Raw genomic sequence first — 7,667 nt, forward strand, 5'->3', positions numbered from 1 at the left:
ATAATGGCACTTACTACAAGTGCCTTTTCTCAAAATATACGTTTCGAAGGAACTGTTAAAGATACTACAGGCGTTGGTTTAGAAATGGCTAATATTATGGCAATTAATAAGCAAACAAAGGCCATGGATGCTTATGCTATTACCAATGAAACAGGAAAGTATGTTTTAAATTTAAAAGCCAATACAGCTTATACTTTAAAGGTAAGTTATATTGGTTTTCAAACCTATGAAAAATCGGTTACAACTGGAGCAACTAATATGAATTATCCAGTAGTTCTAAAAGAAGGAACACAATTAAATGAAGTGGAAATTGTACATGAAATGCCAGTGAGTGTTTCGGGCGATACCATTATTTATAATTCGGATTCTTTTACAAATGGTACAGAACGAAAGTTAGAAGATGTTTTGAAAAAGCTTCCAGGTGTTGAAGTTAATAAAGATGGTGAAATAGAAGTTGAAGGGAAGAAGGTTCAAAAAGTAATGGTGGAAGGAAAAGATTTCTTTGATGGTGATACGAAATTGGCAACTAAGAATATTCCAGCAGACGCTTTAGATAAAATACAAGTTTTAAGAAATTATAACGAAGTTTCTAATTTGAAAGGATTAGAAAATAATGAAGAAAGCATTGCATTGAACATCAAATTAAAAGAAGGTAAAAAGAACTTCTGGTTTGGAGATATGACCGCCGGAATTGGTGTTGGAATGGAAGATACACGTTATATTGTTAATCCGAAGTTGTTTTTCTATAGTCCGAAATACAGTTTAAATGTTATTGGTAATGTGAATAATATCGGTGAACTGCCATTAACTGCTCAAGATTATTTCAAGTTTACGGGAGGTTTTAAAAATATGATGCGTAAAGGAGGCTCCTCTTTCAACGTGGCATCTAACGACTTAGGAATTATGGGACTTCGTAACAATCAAGCGGCTAATATTGAATCTACTTTTGGAGCGGCTAACTTTAGTTATAATCCATCAAAAGCTTGGACGTTGAGCGGTTTCGGAATTTTATTAGGAAACAAGACAGAAATTGAAACTACTACTATTTCAAATCGTATTGATAATTTGCCAGATGGCTCTTCACAAACCATAACAGAAAATCGCGAAGAGTTTACGAGACAAGACAGTAAACAAGTGTTATTGAAACTAAGTTCTAGTTATGTGCCTTCTGAAAAAAAGCATTTCGATTACGATGCTTTAGTTAAGTTTTCAGATCAAAAAGAAAATACAAGTCTGTTTTCTGATAAGCTTTCTGATATTTATACAGGAAAAGATCAAAATCCATTTTCAATCAATCAAAATCTAAACTATTATTATACTTTAAACGAAAAACACGTATTTGCTTTTGAAATGCAACATTTGTATCAAAAAGAAGATCCGTTTTATAATGCTAATTTAAGTGTGTTGCCATTTGGAGCTTTATTGCCTTCATATATAACAGAAGGAAACCCATTAGATCCAATTGATCAAGCCAATATTAGAGATGATGTTTCTCAAAAAAGATTTGTGCAAACGAATAAACTCGATTCAAAGTTTGATTATTACTATATGTTAACTCCAAAAAGTAATATCAATTTAACTTTAGGAAATACGTATTCGTATCAAAATTTTGATTCTTCTATATTTCAAATTTTGGAAAATGGAACGCAAAACAACTTAACCGATAGTTCTGAAATTAATGATGTAAATTATGCGTTTAACGATGTGTTTTTAGGAGTTCATTATAAATTCATGTTAGGAAAATTTACATTTAATCCAGGATTTAGCGTACATCAATATAACATGAATGATGAGCAACTTGGTACATCAAACAAGCAATCATTCACTAGATTTTTACCTGATGTATATGCATTGTGGCAGATTAAAAAATCGGAAACGTTAACCTATAATTACTCGTTAACAAACAATTTTACCGATATCAATAAATTAGCGCAAGGTTATGTCTTTTCAAATTACAACAGTTTATTTAGTGGAAATAGATTTTTAGAAAATTCAACTTCTCAAGTACATTCGCTTCGTTATTTTAAATACAATATGTTTAATTTTGAGAATATTTTTGCGAATATTACTTATACCAGACAATTAGAGGCTATTAAAAACAGAGCGTTATTGTTTGATGTAAATCAAATTTCGTCAACAGAAAATATGGATTCAAGTTTTCCAGATGAAACTTTTTCAGCAATTGGAAATTATGGGCGTTCATTTGCAAAATATTATAAAGCAAATTTAAGAGCTGGTTTTAATTGGTCGAAATCAAATAATATTCGTGTTTATCCTGATAATGATACGAATCCAAATAATAATCCAACAGAATTACAAACCATCGAATCGTATTCTCAGAATTATAATTTGAGTTTTTCTACCAATTATAAAACTTTACCAAACTTAACATTAGGATATAATTTTACAATTAATGATAACTTTTCAGATGTAATTTATGTAGATAGTCCAACATTAACATTAGAATATTATTTCTTAGATGCGTTTTCTTTCGTTTCGGAATATTCTTATTTTCATAATAGAAATAAAGCAAAAACAATTGATAGCGAATATGATTTCTTAACAGCCAGTTTAATGTATCAAAAGAAAGACAGTAAATGGGAATGGAAACTTTCTGGAACCAATTTATTAGACACTAAATCTTTAGATACCAATAGCTTTAGTCAGTTAGGAGGAACTAGTAGTTTTTCAAGCTATAGAGTGCAACCACGATTTTTAATTCTGAGTTTGAAATATACTTTATAATAAACAAAAAAGACCTGAAATTTCAGGTCTTTTTTTATTTAAGTTTTTCTTCGATTGCTTTTAATCTCTTTTCTAAAGCTTCGTTTTTTTGTTTTTGAAGTTCTAATTCTAGTTTTAAAGCTTCAATCGTTTTTTGTTGTTCTTGTATTGATTTTACAATTGGAACAACAAATTCTGCATAACGCAAACTGTAAAAATCATTTTGGTTTTTTGGTACATCAACACCACTAAAATCATAGTTGACTTTCTTAGCCGTTTGTTCTACTTCTTGAGCTATAAATCCAGAATATCTAATGTTGCTGTTTTGACTTTTTGGGTCAATAGCTTTGAAATTATAATTATAAGTAACAGGCTTAAGGTTTAAAATAAAATCCAATCCTACAACATTGTTTTGAATGTTTTCTTTCAAGCGTCCATCGGATATATTAGACCATCCAACAGCTCCACCAATACTGGTGATGTCAAAATTACCAAGTCTAATTTGATTGTCACCTGAAACATAAGTGTTAAATCCAATTGCAGTTGAATTGTTGTAATCTCCAGAATTATAGGCATTATAACCAATAGCAGTATTGTAATTTCCAGAATTATTTGAGATTAACCCATTGTTTCCAATTGTTGTATTAAAAGAACCATTATTATTGTTAGATAAAGAGTTGTTTCCTAAAGAAATATTATGATTCCCAGAAGTATTTTGCAACAAAGCATTGTAACCTAAACTTATATTATTCTCTCCTATATTGTTGTTTTTTGAAGCATTTCTACCAATACTAGTATTAAAATTTCCGGTTGTATTGTTTTCCAATGAATTTGCTCCAACAGCTATATTGTTATTTCCAGTAGTATTTGATTTTAAAGTGAATTCCCCAAAACCAGAATTGTAATTTCCAGTATTTGCGTATAAAGATTGGTTTCCAAAAGCTGAATTTCCTATTCCAACAGTTGAACTAAATAAAGCATTGTTTCCAAAAGCACTGTTATTACTTCCAGATATATTATTGTATAAACTATTAAAACCAATAGCGGTATTATTTGAGCCAGAGTCATTATTGTATAATGAATTATTACCTATTCCAGTATTTTGATTTCCAGTTTTTGATTTATACAAAGAATAAGCGCCAACAGCAGTATTCTGAAAGCCAACAGTATTGTTATTTAAAGAATTATTCCCAATAGAGGTGTTTTGATAACCTGAAGTGTTAAAGCTTAAAGAAGCCAAGCCAATAGCTACATTGTTATTTCCTGTAGAATTGGCTGTTAAAGTATAAGAACCTATCCCTGTATTATTATTTCCACTAGTGTTGCTGTAAAGCGAGTAGGTTCCTATGGCAACATTGTAACTTCCGTTATTATTATTGTATAAACTATTAGTTCCTAAAGCAGAATTTTCATTTCCTGAAATATTCATCAACAATGAATTTGCACCAATTGAAGTATTTGAGTTTCCAGTAGTATTATTGTTTAACGAATATATTCCTAAAGCAGTATTAGAATTTCCAACGGTATTGTTAGTCATTGATGATGCTCCAATGGCACTATTAGAATAACCTATGGTGTTGTTTTTTAAGGTGTTAAATCCAATAGCTGTATTTGAATTACCGTTAGTAGTACTGCTTAATGAAAAACTTCCAAAAGCAGTGTTGTTTGAACTGCTTCCAACTGGTTTATAAGAATTATTTCCAAAAGAGGTGTTGTTGATCGCTATAATTCCTGAATGATTGTTGTTTCTTCTAAAAATGAAATCTGTATTATCTTTTGTTCCTATGTAGTTATTGTTGGGATTAGTGTTTGTGTTTCCATTTATCAACCAAACATTTTTTGTGTTTGTTACAGAATTCCAAGAAACACTATTACTGTCCCAATAATAAAAACCAGGTGCGTTATTGCCAACAGTTGCTGTTAGGTAAATTAATAAACCATTTTGATCGCTTGTTGGATTTATCGCTGGAAAATTATTAATTCTTGGAATTAGAATTCCATCCGTGTTTGAGGGTGAGTTACTATCAGTAGCTACAATATCTAATGTAGATTTTGGATTTGTAGTATTAATTCCAATTTGTGAAAAAATTGAGAAACTATTTAAAAAAATAACAAAAAAGAATATTTGTATAGGGGTTTTCATTAAAAATGAATTTTTTGCTAAAGTATAAAATCTGTAAATAAAAAACCCACTTATTTTAAAATAAATGGGTTTAACTATTTTGTATTCAGCAGATTCTTAGATATTGAAAGCAGCTTTTACTTTGTCTACGAAATCTAATTTTTCCCAAGTAAATAACTCAACAGAAACTGTTTTTGTTAAACCACCTGGAGCAGTAAACGTTTTAGTTACAGTTTCAGGAGTTCTTCCCATGTGACCGTAAGCGGCAGTTTCGCTGTAAATTGGATTTCTTAATTTCAAACGTTGTTCAATAAAGTAAGGACGCATATCAAAAATGCTTTCTACTACTTTACTGATTTCTCCATCAGTTAAGTTTACTTTAGCAGTTCCGTAAGTGTTTACGTTGATTGATGTTGGTTCAGCAACTCCAATCGCATAAGAAACTTGTACTAAAATTTCGTCAGCTACACCAGCAGCAACTAAATTTTTAGCAATATGACGTGTTGCATAAGCTGCAGAACGGTCTACTTTAGATGGGTCTTTCCCAGAGAAAGCACCACCACCGTGAGCTCCTTTTCCTCCGTAAGTATCTACGATAATTTTTCTTCCTGTTAAACCAGTATCTCCATGAGGTCCTCCAATTACGAATTTTCCTGTTGGGTTAATGTGGTATTTAATTGCATCATTAAATAAATGAGCATATTGAGGATTTTTAGCAATCACTCTTGGAATCAAAATCTCAATAATATCTTTTTTGATTTTCGCTAACATCGTTGGTTCGTCAGCAAAATCATCGTGTTGTGTTGAAACTACGATAGCGTCAATACGAACCGGTTTGTTATCATCAGAATATTCTAAAGTAACCTGAGATTTAGCATCCGGACGTAAGTAAGTGATTTCTTTATTCTCTCTTCTTAAATCCGCTAATTCTTGAAGAATTTGGTGTGATAATTTCAATGCTAACGGCATGAACTCAGCAGTCTCATTCGTAGCATAACCAAACATCATTCCTTGGTCACCAGCACCTTGTTCTTCTTTGCTTGCTCTGTCAACTCCTTGGTTAATATCCGCAGATTGTTCGTGAATAGCAGATAAAACTCCACAAGAATTTGCTTCGAACATATATTCACTTTTCGTATAACCAATTTTCTTGATTACATCTCTTGCGATAGTTTGTACATCTAAATACGTGTTTGATTTTACTTCCCCAGCTAAAATTACCTGTCCAGTTGTTACTAAAGTTTCACAAGCTACTTTTGACTCTGGGTCAAATGCTAAAAAGTTATCAATTAATGCGTCTGAAATTTGATCCGCAACTTTGTCAGGATGTCCTTCACTCACTGATTCTGACGTAAATAAATAAGCCATAATAAATTATTTTTAAATTTTAAGCGAGGAAAAATAATTGCAGGTAGTGCCTAAAGGAGTAGTAATTACTGCTTTAGCATTTTTTAATGAGGTTGCAATCAGTTCAAATTTTTCCTCTTAGTTTTCGGATGCAAATGTATGAAATGAAATTGAATTCCAAATGATTGTTAACTTTTTTTTATTTTTTTCTTTGGAAATTATAAATTGATGTTTTGTTAGAATGATTTTCGGTTTAAAAGTTGTTTTTAATGAAAAATATTCTAAATATTGATTTTAAAATAACAAAATTTAGAAAAATAATCTATTTATTTTTTTATTGTAGAAAATAAATCTAATTTTGCCCTATCAAACTAAAAGAAATAGAAAATGAACTTTACAATGTGCAATATGTGTATGATGATGTGGAACAATCCGCAGAGGAAACCTATTGCATAATTTTAAAAGTAAATTAATTCAATATAACCTCTGTCTAAAGCAGAGGTTTTTTTATTTCTAAAAACACAACAAATATGAAAATAGCCATTTACAATCCAAGACGATGTTGTCGAATGTGTAGCTGAATCAAACTCAGTAATATCAAAAACATTTAAAAATACAATAACATCAAAAAATAAAAAATATCATGAGCACAAATAAATTTGCAACAAACGCTTTACACGCTGGACACGACACAACTAAAAACGCAGGGACAAGAGCCGTTCCAATTTACCAAACAACATCCTACGTTTTCAATAATTCAGACCACGCAGCCAATCTTTTTGGTTTAGCCGAGACTGGTTTTATTTACACACGATTAAATAATCCAACAAATGATATCTTAGAACAACGCTTAGCCAAATTAGAAGGCGGAATCGGAGCTGTCGTAACCGCTTCAGGAACTGCAGCTATCTCAACTGCTTTATTAACGTTGTTAAAAGCTGGCGACCATATCGTAGCTTCTAATAGTTTATACGGTGGAACTTATAATTTATTAAATGTGACTTTGCCAAGATTAGGCATCACCACAACATTCGTAGATCCATCAAATCCTGAGAATTTCTTAAACGCAGCACAAGAAAATACAAGAGTGTTTTTTGCAGAAAGTTTAGGAAATCCAAAATTAGATGTACTCGATTTAAAAGCCATTTCAAAAGCAGCACAAACCTACAAAGTGCCTTTTATAGTAGATAATACAGTGGCAACACCCTTTTTGCTAAACCCAATCGAACACGGAGCTAACATCGTAATTCACTCATTAACGAAATACATCGGTGGAAACGGAACTTCTCTTGGAGGTGTTATCATCGATGCAGGAAATTTCGATTGGAGCAACGGAAAATTTCCAGAATTTACAGAACCTTCAGCAGGTTATCACGGATTAAAATATTATGAAGTGTTAGGAGCGGCTTCGTTTATCGCAAAAGTCAGAATTGAGGGATTACGCGATTTAGGAGCTTCTTTGAGTCCATTTAAC

At 31.4% G+C, this 7,667-nt stretch carries 4 protein-coding genes; 2 read left to right on the forward strand and 2 right to left on the reverse strand.

The features are described from left to right. Window positions 1-2,745 (forward strand): carboxypeptidase-like regulatory domain-containing protein (locus L6Q46_RS11065; protein WP_291284352.1); only part of this gene is annotated, 2,745 nt, incomplete at its 5' end. A gap of 34 nt (window positions 2,746-2,779) precedes the next feature. On the opposite strand, the gene L6Q46_RS11070 is transcribed toward L6Q46_RS11065, so the two are convergent. Together L6Q46_RS11070 and metK are read right to left on the reverse strand one after the other, a co-directional pair. Next, window positions 2,780-4,867, reverse strand: a complete 2,088-nt coding sequence (locus L6Q46_RS11070; RefSeq protein ID WP_291284353.1) for a tail fiber domain-containing protein — start codon at window positions 4,865-4,867, stop codon at window positions 2,780-2,782. 96 nt (window positions 4,868-4,963) lie between these two features. Beyond that, on the reverse strand, window positions 4,964-6,214 hold the full coding sequence (metK, locus tag L6Q46_RS11075) for a methionine adenosyltransferase (protein ID WP_291284354.1): 1,251 nt from the start codon (window positions 6,212-6,214) through the stop codon (window positions 4,964-4,966). 622 nt (window positions 6,215-6,836) lie between these two features. Here metK and L6Q46_RS11080 point away from each other — a divergent pair. Beyond that, window positions 6,837-7,667 (forward strand): aminotransferase class I/II-fold pyridoxal phosphate-dependent enzyme (locus L6Q46_RS11080; protein WP_291284355.1); only part of this gene is annotated, 831 nt, incomplete at its 3' end.

It is taken from the genome of Flavobacterium sp., from assembly GCF_023151265.1.
In the GTDB taxonomy this organism is placed as follows: domain Bacteria; phylum Bacteroidota; class Bacteroidia; order Flavobacteriales; family Flavobacteriaceae; genus Flavobacterium.

What these genes read in the sequence shown, in the direction of transcription:
- L6Q46_RS11070 (WP_291284353.1), bottom strand. Translation starts at nt 4,867, where the DNA reads ATGAAAACCCCTATACAAATATTCTTTTTTGTTATTTTTTTAAATAGT.
- metK (WP_291284354.1), bottom strand. Translation starts at nt 6,214, where the DNA reads ATGGCTTATTTATTTACGTCAGAATCAGTGAGTGAAGGACATCCTGAC.